At 53.1% G+C, this 239-nt stretch carries 1 protein-coding gene; it reads left to right on the top strand.

The features are described 5' to 3' along the window. A partial coding sequence (locus tag SB772_RS45250) for a hypothetical protein (RefSeq protein WP_410839182.1) occupies window positions 1-239 on the top strand: 239 nt, incomplete at both ends.

Raw genomic sequence — 239 nt, 5'->3', positions numbered from 1 at the left:
TAGCGGGTTAGCGTTACCGGGTGAAACCGTTGCCGATCAGCATAAGCAGTGGAAAATCGGCGTCCGTCCGGCGTTCCCGGCACAAACGGATAATTACGGTACGGCGTTACAGCGTGGTGAGACATGGGCGATTCCGGCGGATGGATTGCAAAACTTCTCGCCTGTTACGCTGGAAGGGCAATTGTTGTTGAGCGGCAAACCACCGCTGAACATCGCACGTTATATCAAAGAGTTAAAAG

It is taken from the genome of Paraburkholderia sp. SIMBA_030, assembly GCF_046535245.1.
Taxonomy (GTDB): Bacteria; Pseudomonadota; Gammaproteobacteria; order Burkholderiales; family Burkholderiaceae; genus Paraburkholderia.
Note: the sequence above shows the minus strand (reverse complement) of the source record. Positions and strands in the feature narration are given on the sequence as shown.